Source organism: Rheinheimera sp. (assembly GCF_037442345.1).
Lineage (GTDB): Bacteria > Pseudomonadota > Gammaproteobacteria > Enterobacterales > Alteromonadaceae > Pararheinheimera.
On record NZ_JBBIQL010000023.1, the window covers coordinates 39259 to 57884 of the forward strand.

General features: G+C 50.1%; 19 protein-coding genes. 8 read left to right on the top strand and 11 right to left on the bottom strand.

Annotated features, from left to right (window positions below; all coding sequences use genetic code 11):
• Window positions 1-11: 11 nt before the first annotated feature.
• Window positions 12-1490: a diguanylate cyclase gene (locus WKJ04_RS14435; RefSeq protein ID WP_337881059.1), complete on the top strand. Its 1479-nt coding sequence runs from the start codon at window positions 12-14 to the stop codon at window positions 1488-1490.
• Here WKJ04_RS14435 and WKJ04_RS14440 read toward each other — a convergent pair.
• Complete coding sequence (locus tag WKJ04_RS14440; protein ID WP_337881060.1) at window positions 1466-4528, bottom strand: FAD-binding and (Fe-S)-binding domain-containing protein; 3063 nt, start codon at window positions 4526-4528, stop codon at window positions 1466-1468. The genes WKJ04_RS14435 and WKJ04_RS14440 overlap by 25 nt on opposite strands.
• 84 nt (window positions 4529-4612) lie before the next feature.
• Entirely contained in the window at window positions 4613-4912 is a 300-nt protein-coding gene (locus tag WKJ04_RS14445; protein WP_337881061.1) for a hypothetical protein, read from the bottom strand.
• Between the two features lie 222 nt (window positions 4913-5134).
• Between WKJ04_RS14445 and WKJ04_RS14450 the strand changes: the two genes are divergently transcribed.
• On the top strand, window positions 5135-5872 hold the full coding sequence (locus tag WKJ04_RS14450; protein WP_337881062.1) for an alpha/beta hydrolase: 738 nt from the start codon (window positions 5135-5137) through the stop codon (window positions 5870-5872).
• A gap of 66 nt (window positions 5873-5938) precedes the next feature.
• Here the strand turns inward: WKJ04_RS14450 and WKJ04_RS14455 are convergent, their stop codons facing one another.
• The 3 genes from WKJ04_RS14455 to seqA all read right to left on the bottom strand — a co-directional run bounded on the left by WKJ04_RS14455 (window position 5939) and on the right by seqA (window position 10778).
• On the bottom strand, window positions 5939-8437 hold the full coding sequence (locus WKJ04_RS14455; protein WP_337881063.1) for a glycogen/starch/alpha-glucan phosphorylase: 2499 nt from the start codon (window positions 8435-8437) through the stop codon (window positions 5939-5941).
• A gap of 163 nt (window positions 8438-8600) precedes the next feature.
• A complete protein-coding gene (pgm, locus tag WKJ04_RS14460; RefSeq protein WP_337881064.1) occupies window positions 8601-10247 on the bottom strand; it encodes a phosphoglucomutase (alpha-D-glucose-1,6-bisphosphate-dependent) in 1647 nt (548 codons plus the stop codon).
• Between the two features lie 12 nt (window positions 10248-10259).
• Window positions 10260-10778 (bottom strand): replication initiation negative regulator SeqA, encoded by a 519-nt coding sequence (gene seqA / locus WKJ04_RS14465; RefSeq protein ID WP_337881065.1) that lies wholly within the window; start codon window positions 10776-10778, stop codon window positions 10260-10262.
• A 110-nt stretch (window positions 10779-10888) separates the two neighbouring features.
• Here seqA and WKJ04_RS14470 point away from each other — a divergent pair, with 110 nt between their 5' ends.
• The 4 genes from WKJ04_RS14470 (at window position 10889) to fldA (ending at window position 12748) form a co-directional block, all read left to right on the top strand.
• Complete coding sequence (locus WKJ04_RS14470; RefSeq protein ID WP_337881066.1) at window positions 10889-11647, top strand: alpha/beta fold hydrolase; 759 nt, start codon at window positions 10889-10891, stop codon at window positions 11645-11647.
• A 63-nt stretch (window positions 11648-11710) separates the two neighbouring features.
• Entirely contained in the window at window positions 11711-11911 is a 201-nt protein-coding gene (locus WKJ04_RS14475; RefSeq protein ID WP_337843525.1) for a DUF2788 domain-containing protein, read from the top strand.
• A 9-nt stretch (window positions 11912-11920) separates the two neighbouring features.
• A complete protein-coding gene (gene ybfE, locus WKJ04_RS14480; protein WP_337843526.1) occupies window positions 11921-12205 on the top strand; it encodes a LexA regulated protein in 285 nt (94 codons plus the stop codon).
• 12 nt (window positions 12206-12217) lie between these two features.
• Window positions 12218-12748 (top strand): flavodoxin FldA, encoded by a 531-nt coding sequence (fldA, locus tag WKJ04_RS14485; protein ID WP_337843527.1) that lies wholly within the window; start codon window positions 12218-12220, stop codon window positions 12746-12748.
• 43 nt (window positions 12749-12791) lie between these two features.
• Here fldA and WKJ04_RS14490 read toward each other — a convergent pair whose 3' ends face one another.
• Window positions 12792-13274 carry a DUF4442 domain-containing protein gene (locus tag WKJ04_RS14490; RefSeq protein ID WP_337843528.1) on the bottom strand — a complete coding sequence of 161 codons (483 nt, stop codon included), beginning with the start codon at window positions 13272-13274 and terminating at the stop codon, window positions 12792-12794.
• 142 nt (window positions 13275-13416) lie between these two features.
• Here WKJ04_RS14490 and fur point away from each other — a divergent pair, with 142 nt between their 5' ends.
• Window positions 13417-13860: a ferric iron uptake transcriptional regulator gene (fur, locus tag WKJ04_RS14495; protein WP_337843529.1), complete on the top strand. Its 444-nt coding sequence runs from the start codon at window positions 13417-13419 to the stop codon at window positions 13858-13860.
• A gap of 18 nt (window positions 13861-13878) precedes the next feature.
• On the opposite strand, the gene WKJ04_RS14500 is transcribed toward fur, so the two are convergent.
• The 5 genes from WKJ04_RS14500 to thrS form a co-directional block, all read right to left on the bottom strand.
• Entirely contained in the window at window positions 13879-14835 is a 957-nt protein-coding gene (locus tag WKJ04_RS14500) for an ADP-ribosylglycohydrolase family protein (protein WP_337843530.1), read from the bottom strand.
• Window positions 14836-15011: 176 nt separating this feature from the next.
• The gene (gene rplT, locus WKJ04_RS14505; RefSeq protein WP_337843531.1) at window positions 15012-15371 is read right to left on the bottom strand and encodes a 50S ribosomal protein L20; all 360 of its coding nucleotides are present in this window, start codon (window positions 15369-15371) and stop codon (window positions 15012-15014) included.
• A gap of 18 nt (window positions 15372-15389) precedes the next feature.
• Window positions 15390-15587 (bottom strand): 50S ribosomal protein L35, encoded by a 198-nt coding sequence (rpmI, locus tag WKJ04_RS14510; protein ID WP_337843532.1) that lies wholly within the window; start codon window positions 15585-15587, stop codon window positions 15390-15392.
• Between the two features lie 95 nt (window positions 15588-15682).
• Complete coding sequence (gene infC, locus WKJ04_RS14515; RefSeq protein WP_337881088.1) at window positions 15683-16225, bottom strand: translation initiation factor IF-3; 543 nt, start codon at window positions 16223-16225, stop codon at window positions 15683-15685.
• A 27-nt stretch (window positions 16226-16252) separates the two neighbouring features.
• The gene (thrS, locus tag WKJ04_RS14520; protein WP_337881067.1) at window positions 16253-18163 is read right to left on the bottom strand and encodes a threonine--tRNA ligase; all 1911 of its coding nucleotides are present in this window, start codon (window positions 18161-18163) and stop codon (window positions 16253-16255) included.
• A gap of 250 nt (window positions 18164-18413) precedes the next feature.
• Between thrS and WKJ04_RS14525 the strand changes: the two genes are divergently transcribed.
• Window positions 18414-18614, top strand: coding sequence for a CPXCG motif-containing cysteine-rich protein (locus WKJ04_RS14525; protein WP_337881068.1), 201 nt, complete (start codon window positions 18414-18416; stop codon window positions 18612-18614).
• The last annotated feature ends 12 nt before the right edge of the window (window positions 18615-18626 follow it).

Consider the following 18626-nt stretch of genomic DNA (forward strand, 5'->3'; position numbering starts at 1 on the left):
AACGGAACGGCATGAAGTGGGAGTTGTCTGCAATAAAATCTGAGCCACTGAAGTCTGCTTCTGACGCTTCTTATCCGGCCTTGTTGTCGTCTTTCTGGGCAAAACAAGGCTTGATCCTTACGCTATGGTTGCTGGTTTTCAAACTAGGCTGGCTGGTGGAATACACTCAGCACGCCAGTGTCTGGTTTCCAGCTGCCGGTCTGAGTTTTGCGGCGCTGCTGTTGTTTGGTCTGCAGGCATTGCCAGCCCTGGTGATGGCGGCCAGCCTGGTCACCTTTTATTCCATCTGGTTTTATCAGTTACCTCTGACCTTTTTACAAAGTCTGAATGCGGCGTTTTGGTTCAGTCTGGCTCATCTGGCCCCCTATGCGCTGGGCACCTGGGTGCTGAACAGTCTGCTGCGCCCTATTCAACGTCATTTAGGCCTGAGTGTGGTGTTGTTTCTGCTGATCGCGGCTCTGAGCTCATTTGCTGCCAGTGTCCTGGTGCTGTTAGCGCTGGTGGCCACTCAGATGCTTGATTCCGGTTTGTTGCCACAAACCTGGTTACCGTTCTGGATTGGCGATTTGGCTGGTGTGGTGGTGATGGCTCCTCTTTTTGTCAGTCTGTTTATCCGGTTGACACCGGTGCATTTTATCCGTGTATCTGACCTGAACGGTTTGTTGAGCCAAAAAATAAGTGCACAGTACCCAGCCAAACTTGCGGCAACACTCGTGCTGGCGGCCTGTTGTCTGCTGCTCGCTTACTGGAGTCACTCAGCTTACAGTACCTTTGCCATATTTTTGTTGCTGATCCCCCATATGTGGCTGGCTTGTACTGAATCCGCCCTGGTCAATGTCACGACTCTGGCGCTGAATAGCTTCCTGCTGGCGTTTTTGGTGCATTGGTTTGAGTTGATGGATCACGTGATGGTGTATCAGTTTGCCATCATTATTATTGCCGCCAATACCTTGTTTGGTTTGACCTTACCCGCCCTGGTTGCTGACAACCAGCAGTTACGTAAAGCAGCGTATACCGACCCGCTGACTCAGGTCGCTAGCCGTGAAAGCCTGCGTCAACAGGCTGAGCTGGCTGTTCGACAGGCACAATGGAGCGGTGATGCTTTATCTTTGCTGATCCTGGATATGGACCATTTCAAACAGATTAATGACCAATATGGTCACGCCGTTGGGGACGCGGCACTGCAACAGTTAACCAAAGTGGCACAAAGCCATCTGAGACCCACCGATCTGTTAGGTCGTTTTGGGGGGGATGAATTTGTGATCCTGTTACCGGCCACCACAGCGGCAGGAGCACAGGATGTGATGCAACGGATCCGGAATCAATTGCAGCAACTGCAGGTTGGTCATCTGCCCAAACTTCAGATCAGTGCTGGCCTGGCCCAGTGGCGTCAGGGCGAAGACTATGCCGCCCTGCTTCGCCGCGCCGACCGGGCTTTGTATCAGGCCAAAAGAGCAGGCCGGGATCAGCTGGCTTTGGCTGAAGACTGAGCCAATAACAGCAACAATTGCTGGAGCGGGTGTTTGGGTTTCACGCCTTCCATCCGTTTCACCTGGCTACGACAGGAAAAACCAGTGACCAGCACCTGCTCAGCACCAAACTGCTGGACTGGTTTCTGCCAGCTGAGCTGATACAGGGCCCTGCTGTTCTGTTGGTTTTGCTTTTCATGACCATAAGTGCCCGCCATACCACAGCAACCAACGGCCACAGCGGACAATTCCAGCCCGGCTTTGGTGAAGATCTGCTGCCAGGCTTTTTCAGTGGCCGGTAGCGCTGTTTTTTCGGTGCAGTGCGCCAGCAACTTAAACTGCTGGTTACTTTGCAGTGGCGGTAATGGCTGCTCAACCAGCCACTCATGCAATAACTTCACCTGGTAATCGCCCCGGGCTGGCCCCAGCGCTTTGACATATTCATCACGGTATACCAGCACTAAAGACGCATCCAGGCCCAGCATAGGTGCGCCCAACGCCGAGACCTGCTGTAAAAATTCAGAGGCTGTGGTGGCTGTGGTGGCAAATTCGCGCAAAAAGCCTTTCACATGCTGAGGTTTGCCATTGGGTTTAAAGGGCAACAACACAGGGTTGAATCCCAGGGTGTGCAGCAAACGCAGTGCGTCAGCGACTAAATCGGCTTCATAAAAACTGGTGAAGGGGTCTTGCACTAAAAACACCAGTTGTTGCCTGGCTTCTGCAGACAAGGCCTGCAGGGCCGCCAGATCAAAGCGGTATTGATCGCCAATCCGTTGTTTCAAGGACGGCACAGACAATAAGGGCGAATCGACATAGCCCACTGTGGCTTCCAGCGTTTTGGCAACCAGTTTCCGTTGAAGCAGCCAGTTCACCGGCCGGGCAATTCTGGCCAGCACAGGGGCACTTTGTTCAATACTGGCGACCAGGTAATCCTTCAGCGGGCGTGGGTAGCGGCTGTGGTACAACTGCAGAAAACGCGCGCGGAATGATGGCACATCCACTTTGATAGGGCATTGACCGGCACAGGCTTTGCAGGCCAGACAGCCTTCCATCGCGTCCATCACTTCATGGGAAAAATCGTAATCGCCCTGCTTTTTCGCTCTGTAGTTGTTCAGCTTCTGCAGCATGGCGGTTAAACCAGTGGATTTTTTCAGTAACTCTTCTTCCTGCGCCAGCACGTCGACGCCTTGTTGCTGCATCAGCCGCAGCCACTCCCGCATCAGCCCTGCCCGGCCTTTTGGGCTATGGCGCCTGTCTTTGGTGACTTTGCTCGACGGGCACATGGGCGACTGGGCTTCGTAATTAAAACAAAGACCGTTGCCGTTGCAGTTCAGGCTGCTGTCAAAGCTGTCTTTGACCTGCACCGGAATTTGCCGGTCAAAATGGCCCCTTTTCTGGCCATCCACACTGACCAGAGGGTCATCGCTGTGCAGCGGTGTACAGATTTTTCCCGGGTTCAGCCTGTTCTGGGGGTCAAAGGCTGCTTTGATTTTCCGCAGTTCATTAAACAACACTGGGCCAAAAAACGCCGGACCGTACTCACTGCGGTAGCCTTTGCCATGTTCCCCCCACATCAGGCCGCCGTATTTGGCGGTCAGTGCCACCACTTGATCCGAGATGGTGCGCAGCAGTTTTTCCTGTTCAGGGTCACACATATCCAGCGCTGGCCGCACATGCAACACACCGGCATCCACATGGCCAAACATGCCGTAACTTAAGCCATAACTGTCCAGCAAGGCGCGGAACTCGAGAATAAAGTCGGCCAGGTTTTCAGGGGGAACTGCGGTATCTTCGGCAAATGGCAGAGGTTTTTGCGCCCCTTGGGCGTTGCCGAGCAGGCCCACAGCTTTTTTACGCATCGCATAAATCTGTGAAATAGCGTCATTATCATAGGTGAGCTGGTAGCCAATAATTCCGGCATTGCCCTGCTCCATACTGTGCTGCAGCTGTTGTTCCAAAGCACGGATCTTCTCGGCCATATCTTCCGGCGCTTCGGCATTGTATTCCACCATATTCAGCCCCAGCATCTCTTTGCCGGGTACGTCCTGAATAAAGTCTTTCACCTGATGCCAGATAATATCGGCACGGGCCAGATTCAGCACCTTGCTGTCAACGGTTTCCACTGAAGTCGCATTGGCCGCCACCATCAAAGGTGCATTACGCAGCGCACTTTCAAAACTGTCGTATTTCACATTGACCAGGCATTTGAATTTGGCAATGGGCGTTATAGTCAGCCGCGCTTCAGAGACAAACGCCAAAGAGCCCTCAGAGCCACAAATGATGCGCGATAAATCGAACTGGCTCAGGTCGTCGTTAAACACGTGCTCCAAATCATAACCGGTCAGAAAACGGTTCAGCCGGGGGAAGGTATCCAGAATGAGCTGGCGATGTTCACGACAACTGGCCAGCACCTGATGGTACAGCCTGCCCAGCTGGTTTTGCTGCTGGGCCAGTTGTTCGGCTTCAGCCACGGGCATTGCTTTGCTGTGAAGCACGGTGCCATCCACCAGCACCGAACTCAGCTCCAGTACATGGTCACTGGTTTTGCCATACACCAAGGAGCCCTGACCGGATGCATCGGTATTGATCATGCCGCCAATAGTGGCGCGATTCGAGGTGGACAAATCTGGTGCGAAGAAAAAACCCTTTGGTTTTAAATAGGCGTTCAGCTGATCTTTAATCACCCCCGCCTCTACCCGAACCCAGCGTTCTTCCAGATTGAGTTCAAGAATGCCACGCATATGACGCGATAAATCGACGACGATCGCTGACGTCAGAGCCTGACCATTGGTGCCTGTACCACCGCCCCGTGGCGTGAATTTCAGTGATGCAAAACTGCTGGTCTGAGCCAGACTGGTGAGCAACACCAGGTCAGCCTGATGTTTGGGTAACACCACGGCAGCAGGCAGTTGCTGATAAACACTGTTATCTGTCGACACGGCCAGGCGGCTGGCATAACTGGTTTCAATATCACCGGCAAAACCAGCAGTGGATAAGGCTTCAAGGTAAGCCCGGACTGTCGGGTCCAGACTTTCAACAGTGGAGAGCTTCGGGATCATAAGGCACACCTGACATCAGCATGGGCCGGAGTATATCAGAGCGTAGCAACAGCGTTGAACGCTCTGTTAAAAAAACTAAGGGGATCAATCCTTCCGGTCGATTACCTCGCCTTCAATCACTCTGCCAGCCGAACCAGTTTCTGTGGAGGATTGCCATTGCTGCTGCGAAAATGCCTGTTGCATCCGTTTTTTCAGCTGGCGACGTTTGTATAAAAACAGCGGGATCAATAACCAGCTCAACATCAACACAAAAAGCAAGATCCCCATCGCAAACACCAGCATAAGACCGGCCATCAGCCATAACAGGACTCGACTTAATACACTGCCCTGCTGTTTCTGACGGAATAAGGTCTGCCATTGTTGGGCTTGCTGTTGGAAATTCATGTATTCATTCTCTGCTAAACGCCCGTATCAGGCTTCTTTCAGTAATGGGGGCAATCATTTCGAAATACAACACTGCCCGCTCAGATACAGCGCCTTGATTGACAACTGACTATGGCGTATCAAATTCAGACCTAATGACCTATTGTTATGCCACTATATCTAATATAGGTTAATATTTGTACATTTTACTGTATGTGCAATTCACTAACCTTGGAGGTAAAAATGAAAACAATCACGTTGTTAAGTGCGGTAACCTTGCTGCTGGCATCCTGGAGTGTCTTTGCCGGGGGTCAGGGCGCCGTTTTAACTGAAGCCTGGACTGCAATGGAAACTGACAGTGCAGTCCAGGTCGATGATAAGTGGGACTACATTCGCTTTTTGCCTGTGCAAAGCACGGCGCGTAAATCCGTCTGTTTTGCCTTTTATCCCGGTGGCTTTATCAGTCCCTATGCCTATGCGCCTTATACCAGAGCCTTGGCGGAAGCCGGTTATATCAGCTTTATTCTGAAAGTTCCTCTGGGTTTTGCACTTTTAGAACCAGATGCAGCAGATGATGCCAAAAAAGATAGGTATGCCCAAACGCATTGTTCAGCCTTTGTTGCAGGCGGACATTCTGTAGGTGGGGTTGCGGCTGTTGAATACATTGTGAATCACCCTGACGATGGGTTGGTTTTGCTGGCGTCCTACCCACAAGACACCACCTCTATCGCTGCAAACGCCACAATCGTCAGCAGCATTTATGGTACCAACGATTGTCAAACCTCAGTACAAGACATTAATAACTCAACAGACAACCTGCCGGCTTCGACCACCTATGTTGAAATCAGCGGCGGAAACCATCCACAGTTTGGCTGGTATACGGACAGTACAACCGGCGAGTGTGCTGCAACCATCAGTCACAGAAATCAGGCGGAAATTTTTATCAATGAAACCCTGCGTGTACTTGGTTTATTTGAATAAAGGCCTGATGTTTTACCTTGGAAAAAAGCCCGGAAAACCGGGCTTATCCAGGTTGAATCACAGCTGTTAAGGCTTTGCCGTAACCGGACAAGGCGAAAGCTTCCACACGCGCTCAACATAATCTTCGATAGACCGGTCCGAGGTGAATTTGCCGACAGATGCGGTATTCAAAATAGCTTTCTTGGCCCAGCCAGCTTTATCTCTGTACCAGCCGTCAATTTTCTGATGGGCTTCGACATAAGAGCGGAAATCGGCCAGTACCAGGTAAGGGTCACCACCTTCCAGCAGACTGCGTTTAATGGCGCCTAATTCACCCGGTTTGCCCGGCGTGAAGTAGTCAGTTTCCAGCCAGTCGAGAATGGCTTTAATTTCCGGATCTGCGTAGTAATAGTCCCAACTGTGGTAACCCGCAGCATTCAGCGCTTTCACTTCATCAACTGTCAGGCCAAAAATAGAGATATTATCGGAGCCCACTTCTTCCGCAATTTCAATGTTCGCGCCGTCCAGCGTCCCCACCGTAATGGCGCCATTGAGTGCCAGTTTCATATTGCCTGTGCCTGATGCTTCTTTACCTGCGGTGGAAATTTGCTCTGAAACATCAGCGGCCGGGATCATTTTCTCTGCCAGGGTGACACGGTAATTTGGCATAAACACCACTTTCAGGCGGTTTTTCACCCGTTTGTCACTGTTGATTTTTTCTGCCACTTTATTGATGGCATAAATAATTTCCTTCGCCAGCTTGTAACCCGGCGCCGCTTTGGCACCAAACAGGAAGACGCGTGGCACCATGTCATAGTCGGGGTTTTGCAGAATCCGACGATAGAGCGCCAGAATATGCAACAGATTCAGGTGCTGCCGTTTGTATTCGTGCAAACGTTTGATCTGAATATCAAAAATAGCATGAGGGTCTATGCTGACACCGGTCAGTTCTTTCACTGTATGGGCTAAATCGGCTTTATTCTGATGCTTAATGGCCATAAAGGCGTCCTGAATCTGCGCATCATCGGCAAATGCTGCCAGCTTTTTCAGTTGCTTCAGATCCCGTGGCCATTCTGTCCCTACAGTTTCATCCAGCAATTTGGACAAACGCGGGTTACAGGCCTTTAACCAGCGCCTTGGTGTCACGCCATTGGTGACATTGGTGAATTTGTCCGGCCACAGTGCGACCATTTCAGGGAACAGATCGGACTGAACCAAATCGGAGTGAATTTGCGCCACGCCATTGACACGGAACGACCCCACAACGGACAGGTGCCCCATTCTGACCATAGGCTCATGGCCTTCTTCGATAATAGAGAGCTTACGTTTTTTCTCGTTGTCGCCAGGCCACAGCACATCGACCTGCTCCACCAGGAAACGGCGGTTGATTTCATAAATCACTTCCAGATGGCGCGGCAGCACTTTTTCGAATAAACGTACCGACCATTTTTCCAGCGCTTCCGGCAACAGCGTGTGGTTGGTGTAGGCAAACACATGCTGGCAGATATTCCAGGCTTCATCCCAGCCCATTTCTGCGCGGTCCACCAGAATCCGCATCAGTTCAGGAATGGCGATAGCCGGATGGGTGTCGTTCAGCTGAATGGCCACCTGAGCACTGAACTGGCTCCAGTCGTCTCCATAAGTCCGTTTGTAACGACGGATAATGTCTTTTAACGAACAGGAACAGAAGAAATACTGCTGGATCAGCCGCAACTCTTTGCCGGCATCCGTTTCGTCATTCGGATACAAGACTTTGGCAATAGTTTCCGCTTCGACGTTTTCACGGGCGGCATCAATGTAACCGCCGGAGTTAAAGACGTCCCAATTGAAAAAACCACTGGCACGCGATTCCCATAACCGTAACACGTTCACCGAACTGCCCTGATAGCCGACCACCGGAATGTCCCAAGGGATACCTTTGATAATACGGCCGGGGTGCCAGACTTTCTTCATTTTACCTTGCAGGTCGTAGGTGGTTTCGACATAGCCATACACCGACACTTCCTGCACTGATTCTGGACGGCAAATTTCCCAGGGGTTGCCATATTCCCGCCAGCTGTCCGGACGCTCAATCTGGCGACCATCAGAAAATTCTTGTTTAAACAAGCCGTGTTCGTAATGAATGCCATAGCCAATAGCCGGATAGTTCAGGGTCGCCATTGAGTCGATGAAACAGGCGGCCAGACGGCCCAGACCACCATTACCCAATGCCATATCTTCTTCCTGATCTTCCAGATCAGCGATATTCAACCCTAATTCAGCCAACGCCTGTTTAGCGGCATCGTAAGCTCCGAGGTTGTGCAGGTTGTTGCTGAACAGGCGCCCCATCAGGTATTCCAGGCTGAAATAATGTACGGCTCTGGTGTTTTGTTCATAGTGAGTGCGCTGGGTATTACGCAGACCATCGAATACGTATTCATTCACTGCCGCACAGGTAGCACTCCACCAGGCCTGACGGCTGGCTTTGTTAATATCGGTGCCTAAAGTACCGTGCAAATGACGGACAATGCTGTTCTTTAATTCATCAGATGTGGGTAAATGCGCCACTGCGCCTGTAGCCAACTGGCTTTTCGCTTGATTTTTCATTGCCAAATCCCGGTTTGCGGCCTGAAGCCGTTATTGTCATAAGAATAATTGTAGAAAAATTACAAAAACCCTTGTCTCTCGTCAAGATTCAGCAGATTACCCTCCTGCCACCGTAATTAAATTACGTAATTATGGCAGGATTATTGCATTGGCTTGTTGTTGTTTAAATTTTGCCGAACACATCGTCCACAAAAGCTTTAGCATCGCTTTCCAGTTGCTGCAAATGCGCAGGGTCGACAAAACTCTCCAGATAAATCTTGTAACTGTTTTCGGTGCCGGAAGGCCGCGCGGCAAACCAACCGTTTTTAGTCACCACTTTGACCCCCCCTATACTGGCGTCATTGCCCGGAGCCCTCGTTTGTACTGCCAGAATGGGATCGCCGGCCAACAGGGTTTGAGTCACACTGCTGACATCCAGAGATTTCAGGGCTTTCTTCTGCTCTGCCGTCGCACTGGCGTCGAGACGGCGGTATAAAGGCGAACCAAATTCGCGGGTTAACGCCTGATATTGCTGGTAAGGATCCACCCCGGTTTTCGCCAGCATTTCTGCGGCCAATAAACCCAGAATAAAACCGTCTTTATCCGTCGACCAGACCGAGCCATCGAATCGCAGGAAGCTGGCACCGGCGCTTTCTTCACCACCAAAGGCGATGCTGCCTTTGTGCAACCCGTCAACAAACCATTTAAAGCCCACAGGCACTTCGTACACTGTACGGCCACGCCCCTGAGTCACACGGTCAATTAACGCACTGGAGACCAGGGTTTTGCCAATCGCCAAATCAGCCGACCACTGAGGTCTGTTGCTGAGCAGGTAATTAATGGCGACTGCCAGATAATGATTGGGGTTCATCAGGCCGCCACTGCGGGTCACAATACCATGGCGGTCAAAATCCGGGTCATTTCCTACCGCTATATCAAACTGGTCCTTAAGTTGGATCAGGTTGGCCATTGCATAAGCTGACGAGCAGTCCATGCGAATTTTGCCGTCCTTATCCAGCGGCATAAATGCAAAAGCCGGATCAATACGCTCGTTCACCACTGTGATATCCAGACCATAGGTTTTGGCTATCACAGACCAGAAGGCCAAACCCGATCCGCCCAGCGGGTCCACCCCAATGCGGATACCTGCTTTGGCGATAGCAGCCATGTCAATCACATTCTTTAAATCGTCGACGTAAGGAGTGACATAGTCATAATTCTGGCAGTGCTGGCTTTGCAGCGCTGCTGACAAACTTTGCTGCTTCACACCTTGCAGTTGCGTGGCCAGTAACTGATTAGCCCTGTGTTGGATCCAGTCCGTCGCATCTGTGTCAGCCGGGCCGCCGTGGGGCGGATTGTATTTGATACCGCCGTCTTCCGGCGGATTGTGCGAAGGGGTAATGATCAGGCCATCCGCCAGACCTTCAGTCCGGCCCCGGTTAAAACATAAAATGGCATGGGAGATCACAGGTGTCGGTGTGTAACCCATGCCCTGCTGGATCATGGTATGGACGCCGTTGGCGGTCAGCACCTGTAACGCCGTAGCAAAGGCAGCTTCTGACAAGGCATGCGTGTCTTTGCCTAAAAACAATGGGCCAGTGATGCCTTGCGTCTGCCGGTACTCAGCCACAGCCTGCACTATGGCCAGAATATGTGACTGGTTAAAGGAGGCTGAAAAGGCGCTGCCTCTGTGGCCTGAGGTCCCAAAGCTGACCAGCTCTGCGGGTACTTTCGGGTCTGGTACCAGCTCATAGTAGGCTGATACCAGTTGGGCCACATTGATCAAGCTTGAGGCTGGCGCTACCTGACCGGCCAGTGGGTGCAAAGACATCGTTGTATCTCCTTATAATAAGTCGCGTATTTTTTCCACATCCGCGCTGTTGTAACCCAAGGTTGTGGCCACTTCAGTCAACATCATTTTCTTACGGGTTGTATTGGAATTGGTAATGACCCAAAAGTCAGTGTTTGGGATAGATTTCGGGTTAGTGCTGCTGCCTGCTTCCTGCAATTCGTGTTCGCTGCGCGCAAAATACAGCCGGTTACGGCCTTTAATATCCAGCACCTGGGCAAATTCTTTTTTGTGAGCCCGGGCCAGCGCAGACAAAATAAACAAAAAGCGGCCAACCACACTGTGCTCTGCCGATAAGTCCTGTTGGCTCAAGACGTCAAACACTGAACCTGTATTGGTTTTTTCCGGCTTTTTCGTGTCCATGTCAGCAACAGACACCGACTCAAGCGGGATTTGTGCCGCATGGGTCTGCAACAATAAACGGCGCAGAATATCCGACGCACTTTCGCCTATTTCCTGAGTCTGGCTGGCGATAAATTGATAAAGATCGTCGTCTATCTCAATGGTTTTCATGAACTTATTCCGCGTTTTAGTAAAATTGACAACATTATATAAAGCCGGCAGTCCTGACGCTATAGCCAGGATCTGTTAACCTGTGGCCAATTCAATCAGAAGGATCCCAGATGCTATTACATACCGAGATCTCCGGTCAGGGTCAAGCTGTGTTGCTGTTGCATGGTTTATTTGGCAGTTATGAAAATCTTGGCGTCATTGCCCGACAGCTGGAATCCTGTCAGGTGATCAGCATGGATTTACGTAATCATGGCCGCTCTGGCTGGAGCGATGAAATGAATTACCCTGCCATGGCGGATGACGTCGCCGAAACCCTGGCTCAGCATGGCATTGAGCAGGTGGTCGTTTTGGGCCATTCCATGGGCGGCAAAGTGGCGATGCAACTGGCTTTATCCAGGCCCCATCTGGTCAGCAAGCTAATTCTGGCCGATATTTCGCCAGTGCAGAATAAACCGCGTCATCAGGCTATTTTTGCCGGTTTGTCGGCCGTCGCAACAGCCAATGTGCAAAGCAGGCAGCAGGCCGATCAGCTGCTGACGGCGCATATTGCAGAGGCTGGAGTTCGTGCTTTTTTGCTGAAAAGCCTGCAAAAAGCCGCAACAGGTTTTGCCTGGCGTTTTAATCTGGATGTGCTGCAGTCCTGCTACGATGATATTCTGCAGCCACCTGCCGCGACAGGTCCTTACCCCGGCCCTGCACTCTTTATCAAAGGCGGCGATTCAGATTATTTACTCAGTGAGCACCAAGGCGTGATCAGCACACTTTTCCCTCAGGCCAAAGCCAAAGTGATTATGGGCACAGGTCACTGGTTGCATGCCGAAAAGCCAGCGGCTTTTGCAAGACTGGTCAATGATTTTTTATTGACTTAATGCAACTAATTCCCAACTAATTTGTGCTATAGTGCGCGCAATTTTTTTCGGGCCAGCTGCAGTATGAGTATTGAACAGTTTGAAACCCTGGGTTTAGTGCTGGGTGTAGGTGCTTTGTATCTCTTTATCGTGATGGCGATATGGGATGTGCTTAAGAAGAGTAAAGCACCCCGTTTTGGTAAGTTTTTTGTCTGGCTGGTGCTGTTTTTGTCACCTGCAGTCTTTGTAGCCAAACTGATTATCGAATATTTCTTAGCAGAGTAAGGTGCGTTCATGGCGAAAATTGCCACCGATCGCACAACCATTGATTTGTTTGCGCATGACAAAAGACCTGGCCGGCCACGGACCAACCCGCTGCCACGCGAAGAACAGGTCAAACTGAATAAACGCAATCAAATCAAACGCGATCGGACTAAAGGTTTAAAACGTATAGAGTGCAAAGTGTCGGAGCAACTGTACCAGCAGTTGTGTCAGAGCGCAGAAGCGCAGCAGATGACCCGGAGCGCCTATATAGAGTTGGTTTTAGAACAAGCGTTGCGTCAGGCGCAACTGAAGTAAAAGGCTGAGCTTATGGCTACTGTAGGTATATTTTTTGGCAGCGATACCGGTAACACCGAACATATCGCCAAGATGATTCAAAAAGAGCTGGGTAAACAGTTATTTGATGTGTTCGATATTGCAAAGAGCACCAAAGAACAAATTGCCAGCTACGATTTGTTGTTATTTGGTATTCCGACCTGGTATTACGGCGAAGCCCAGTGCGACTGGGACGATTTTTTCCCTGAGCTGGAAAACATTGATTTCGAGAATAAACTTGTCGCTATTTTTGGTTGTGGTGATCAGGAAGACTACGCCGAATACTTCCTTGATGCGATGGGGACCTTAAGAGACATTATTGAACCTAAAGGTGCCATCATCGTCGGTCACTGGCCAACCAAAGGCTACAATTTTGTTGCCTCCAAAGCCTTGGCGGACAACGATCACTTTGTCGGTTTAGGGATTGATGAAGACCGTCAGCCAGAATTGACCGAACAGCGTGTCAAACAATGGTGTAAACAAATTTATGACGAGCTCAGCTTAAAAGAGCTGGAAGCGTTATAAGCAAAAAAAGCCGGGGATCCCCGGCTTTTTTACTTTTTTGGGGTCAGAGATCCTGCTCTGCTGCACGGTACTTTGGTTTTTTCCGGATATACACTTTGCGGTTCACTTCACAAACCAGTTGCTGCTTCGCATCTTTGACATGCACAACAAATTCAGGAAAGTACTTTTCTCCCGCGGCGGTTTTTTCTTTCACTTCATCCAGTTGGGCATCTGTCAGTACAAACTCAGCACAGAGCTTGCTGCGCCCTGGTGTGATGTAGTTAATGTCGGCCTGTTTATCCCAAACGATGTATTCTTTACCCAAAGCTCCCATCAGCATCAAAGGATAAATAGGGTCGGTCATCGCAAACATGGAGCCACCAAACTGGCTGCTGTTGATATTACGGGTCCAGGGCCGGTTTTTCAGCACCACCTTGCAATAACGGTAATCCTCCGACAGTTCTTCAACCCGAATGCCACAAAAGAAAAACGGTGGCCAGAAGTTCAGTAAGTGCCGCATCACTGCGGGTTTAAATGCCCAACGCATAAAGTCCTCTCTGGTATGACCTGTTGTCGCAATTCTATACCCCGAACTGCCGTTTGTCTGCTGCGTTCTGCCCATTAACAGTTTGCTTCTTAAGGCAATGCCCTTATAATCATTTGAAATTGAAGCAAGAACGGGACATTCAATGTCAGATCACAATACGGAACTGCGTAAAGCCGGTCTTAAAGTTACACTGCCACGGGTTAAGATTTTGGATATTCTGCAGGATCCAAACCATCAACATATCAGCGCGGAAGATGTATACAAGATCCTGCTCGACCTGGGTGAAGACATTGGTCTGGCCACTGTATATCGTGTGTTAAACCAATTCGACGATGCGGGTATAGTCACCAGACACCATTTTGAAGGTGGGAAATCGGTGTTTGAACTGAGCAAAATGGACCACCACGATCACCTGGTGTGTCTGAGCTGCGGTAAAGTCATTGAATTTGAAGACGATGATATTGAACGCAAACAGTTAGAAATTGCCGAAAAAAATGGTATCAAACTGACCCACCACAGCCTGTACCTCTATGGCGAGTGTGTCGATAAAGCGGAATGCGAAAATAACCGCAGCCACAAAGGCTAATGCCTCCAGAAAAACCGGCTACGCCGGTTTTTTTACACCTGCCAGTATCTGCTCAGTCAAATAACCAACTTCGGTGGCCCAACAACACTCAGGCCGTGGCCGACGAACACCAAACTGACCTTTCAGTGGCCGGCAATTGCTGATCGCCTGAACCAGCGGCTCAGGAATTTCATTCACGCCGTAGCAGGCGCCTAACAACGCACCTGCTACGGCGGCATTATCTGCCGTGTCCCCGCCCCGGCGAATGGTATCGTAAATGCCATCCAGCCAGTCAGCCGCATACAACAACTGCCAAAGTGCATTCTGCAAGCTGACCAGTATCGGATGGTCGTCAGTATAAAAATCTTTTGGCGGCATAAACAGAGCCTGATCGATGGCCCGGATTATCAGCTTGTCCACTTTCAGCTGCAGTGCCCAGTCTTTGATTTGTTGGTACAGTTCATCCGCGCTGCAGTCATTTTCCAACAAATGGCCAAGCGCCATCACATACAACCCCGTCACTTGCTGATTCAGCAGATTCGGGTGAGTCAGTGCCGTGTCGGCCATGGCCCAGGCGGCCAGTTGAGGTAATGAATAATGTGGAACAGCCAGCGCAATAGGGGCAATCCGGGCCAGAGGCGTAGGTGCAAATGAGTCTTCGCTCTGCCGCCCCAGCAGTGCCTGTTTCAATTCTTCAGGAACAGCGAAAGGCTCAGTCCGCAGCCAGTATTCGTACGCCTGCCAGGCCCCCTCTTCCTGATAATCTCCATAGTGCGCCAGCAAACGGCATAACAATAAAGCCAGCTCCCCACTGTCTGTAACCTGCCCTGGTTGGGTGTTCCAGCTGTTTTGCAGCAACAGTTCATCCAGACTACCACCGAGGCGCAAGGCCCGTTCTGTATCTGTCAGGTTTTCCAATGCGGCGCCAGTGACTTCACCGGCTAACAAACCGAAGATCAACCCTTGGGCTTTGGATAGCAGTACAGCCTCTGGCATAACCCACTCAACTGATGAATTTTTAAACCTTGTGCTTAGTTATAAGCTATTGCGATGCACAAGCCAAGCTCTTGTTAAAAATCAATGTCATAGCTTAACTTCACTGCCTATACAGGGCTGAATGACAGGCATAAAAAAAGCACCCGAAGGTGCCTTTTTAAAATTCGCTCAATGAATTAAGCAGTTAAAGCTTCTTTCGCTTTAGCAACTAAGGCAGCAAAAGCGCCTTTGTCGTATACAGCGATATCGGCCAGGATCTTACGATCGATCTCAACAGAAGCACGTTTCAGACCGTCGATAAAGCGGCTGTAAGACAGACCGTTTTGACGGGAAGCAGCGTTGATACGCGCGATCCACAGCTGACGGAATTGACGTTTACGTTGACGACGGTCACGGTAAGCGTACTGACCCGCTTTGATCACTGCCTGGAAGGCAACACGATAAACACGGCTACGGGCACCGTAATAACCTTTAGCTTGCGCTAAAACCTTCTTATGACGCGCGCGAGCGGTCACACCACGTTTTACTCTTGGCATTTAAAATCTCCTAATGGCTTATGCGTATGGCAGACAACGTGCAACGCTGTTCACGTCAACTTTGGCAACTAAGGTTTTTGGACCTAAGTGGCGCTTACGCTTAGAAGATTTCTTCGTCAGGATGTGGCGAAGATGTGATTGTTTACGTTTAAAACCGCCTGAGCCGGTTTTCTTAAAGCGCTTTGCAGCACCTTTGTTGTTTTTCATCTTTGGCATAGTTTACTAACTCGCATTGTTTAGTGACAACGAATAATAAGGCGATAAAAAACGCCACTCTTTCAAGCGGCGTCTTTACATACTTGAAAGCCTTATTACTTCTTATTTGGGGCCAGCATCATGATCATCTGACGTCCCTCTACCTTACTCGGGAAAGACTCACAAACAGCAATGTCTGCCATGTCTTCTTTGATCCGGTTCAGAACCTCAATACCGATGTCCAGATGCGCCATTTCACGACCACGGTAACGCAGTGTGACTTTGGCTTTGTCGCCCTCTTCAATGAAGCGACGCAGGTTGCGTAGTTTTACCTGGTAATCGCCTTCATCAGTTCCTGGACGGAACTTAATTTCTTTAATCTGGATCTGCTTTTGTTTCTTCTTCTGTTCTTTCAGGGCTTTGCCCTTTTCGAACAGGAACTTACCATAGTCCATCAACTTACAAACAGGTGGTTCGGCAGTTGGGCTGATTTCAACCAGATCACACCCTGCTTCTTCTGCCAGTCGAATCGCTTCGTTGGTACTGACAACACCTAATTGCTCACCTTCAAACCCGATCAGACGTACTTCTCGTACACTGATTTCTTCGTTAATCCGGTTAGGACGGTTTGTTGGTACGGGTTTCTTTCCTACTTTAATGGTATGTTCCTCCAAGAATTAAACAAATCAGACCCGGTTTTTAATTTCTTCTGTCAGCTTGGCTACAAAGGCCTCAACAGACATTTTTCCAAGGTCTTCGCCCTTACGTGTTCTTAAGGCTAAATCGCCGGATTCGACTTCTTTGTCGCCGACTACCACCAAATAAGGAACACGCTGGAGCGTGTGCTCGCGGATTTTAAAGCCAATCTTCTCATTTCTCAAGTCAGAAGTTGCTCTAATGCCATGAGATTTGAATGTTTTTACCAATTGTTGGGCGTATTCGGCCTGATTATCGGTAATATTCATCACCACAACCTGAGTTGGCGCCAACCAGGCCGGGAAGAAACCGGCGTACTCTTCAATCAGAATACCGATGAAACGCTCCAGTGAACCCAGGATAGCGCGGTGGATCATCACAGGCACCTGACGGTCATTACCTTCAGCGACAAAGCTCGCGCCCAAACGACCTGGTAACGCAAAGTCGAGCTGCACTGTGCCACACTGCCAGGCCCGGCCTAAACAGTCATGCAAGGTAAATTCGATTTTCGGGCCGTAAAACGCGCCTTCGCCAGGCTGCAGATCATACGCAATGCCGTTACTTTCCAGGGCTTCAGCCAGGGCTTGTTCAGCTTTATGCCAGATTTCATCCGAGCCAATGCGTTTTTCCGGACGGGTCGACAGCTTCACTTTGACGTCTTTAAAGCCAAAAGTGCCGTACACGTCAAACACCATCCTGATACAGTTGGCCACTTCGGCCTGCACCTGTTCTTCGGTACAGAAGATATGCGCGTCATCCTGAGTGAAACCACGCACCCGCATCAGACCGTGCAAACCACCGGACGGCTCATTGCGGTGACAGCACCCAAATTCCGCCATCCGCAGCGGTAAATCGCGGTAGGATTTCAGGCCCTGGTTAAAGATTTGCACGTGACCAGGGCAGTTCATTGGCTTGATGGCGTAGTCACGGTTTTCTGAGCTGGTGACAAACATGTTTTCCGCATATTTTTCCCAGTGACCGGATTTCTCCCACAGCACTTTGTCCATCATAAATGGACCTTTCACTTCCTGGTAATCGTACTCCACCAGCTTTTCACGGACAAAACTTTCCAGCTCCCGGAAGATAGTCCAGCCGTCGTTGTGCCAGAACACCATACCTGGTGCTTCTTCCTGCCAGTGGAACAGACCTAACTGTTTACCGATTTTGCGGTGGTCGCGTTTTTCCGCTTCTTCCAGCTGCAGTAAATAGGCTGCCAGCTGTTTTTTGTCCGCCCAGGCGGTGCCATAAACACGTTGCAGCATTTTGTTTTTGGCATCGCCACGCCAGTAAGCACCAGCCACTTTCATAATTTTGAAGTGTTGGCAAAAACGCATATTTGGCACGTGAGGGCCACGGCACATATCGATGTATTCTTCGTGATGGTATAAACCTGGCTTGTCGTCTTTGGCGACATTTTCCGTCAGAATTTCCATCTTGTAGCTTTCGCCACGGGCGGCGAAGGTATCGTAAGCTTCTTGCCAGCTGACTTTTTTCTTCACCACATCGTATTCAGTCTTGGCCAGCTGCAGCATCCGCTCTTCCAACGCCGCTAAATCTTCGGCACTGATTGGACGGTCTAAATCCACGTCGTAATAAAAGCCATTGTCAATCACAGGACCAATCGCCATTTTGACGTGTGGCCACAGCTGTTTAATGGCATGACCCAACAAGTGCGCGCAGGAGTGGCGGATAATTTCCAGGCCTTCCTGATCTTTGCTGGTAATAATATTCAGTTTAACGTCGCGGTCGATGGTTTCACAGGCATCCACCAGCACACCGTCCAGCTTGCCGGCAATAGTGGCTTTGGCTAAACCCGGACCTATGTCTTTGGCGACATCCATCACGGATAACGGGGCATCGTACGAGCGTTGGCTGCCATCAGGCAGAGTAATAACAGGCATGCTGTTTTTCCTTACAGTGCTGGCCCATACCAAGGGTCAGTTGGAGTTGAAGGTGGTGCAGGATTGATGCAGCCGCGCGTGCCAGTTGATGACTTCTACGAAAAATCATATGGTGCACAACTTAGCCGTCAATAAAGCCCTGCGGGCCGCATAGTAGCACTGCGTTCCCCTTTACACCAAGCAGAAAGTCTGAACTTTCGTCAGAAGCCTCTAAACTGAAAAGGTGTGTAATGTTGTGCCGGAGGCCTTTATGCAACTTATCAACAAGACTATTCTTTGCCCGTTTTGTGGTCAGCCAACCAGTGTGACTATTGACGCCAGTGGTGGCGACCAGGACGATGTGGAAGATTGCAGCAATTGCTGCAATCCTATTCATGTGCAAACCCATATTGATGAGTTAAGGCACAAAGTGCAGGTATTTGTTGACGCCGAAGACGAGCAGTACTACTGAGGTTGGAGCGGC